This window comes from Flavobacterium sp. J49, assembly GCF_011742145.1.
Classification (GTDB): domain Bacteria; phylum Bacteroidota; class Bacteroidia; order Flavobacteriales; family Flavobacteriaceae; genus Flavobacterium.
The window spans coordinates 1-215 of the sequence record NZ_JAAQQU010000061.1 but is presented as its reverse complement, the minus strand read 5'-3'; the positions used below and the strand labels follow the sequence as shown (position 1 = coordinate 215).

Here is a 215-nt window from a genome sequence, read left to right as displayed (position 1 = left end):
GCTATTCCGCCTGCATTTAGGGTAACCGTTTGATTGGCTCCTCCGTTAATGTTGTAAGTAACGGCTGCATCGGGTGTGCCTGTAAAAGTAAAAGTCGCAGTATCATTGGCACAGATAGTCGTTGGACTCACCGTTATACTAGCCGTTGGCAATGGTAAAACGGTTAAGGTAACACTACTGGTTTGCGGATTAACACAACTCGGCGTACCCGAACT

General features: G+C 47.0%; 1 protein-coding gene. It reads right to left on the bottom strand.

From position 1 onward, the window contains the following. A partial coding sequence (locus HA632_RS01785) for a hypothetical protein (protein ID WP_217902808.1) occupies nucleotides 1-215 on the bottom strand: 215 nt, incomplete at both ends.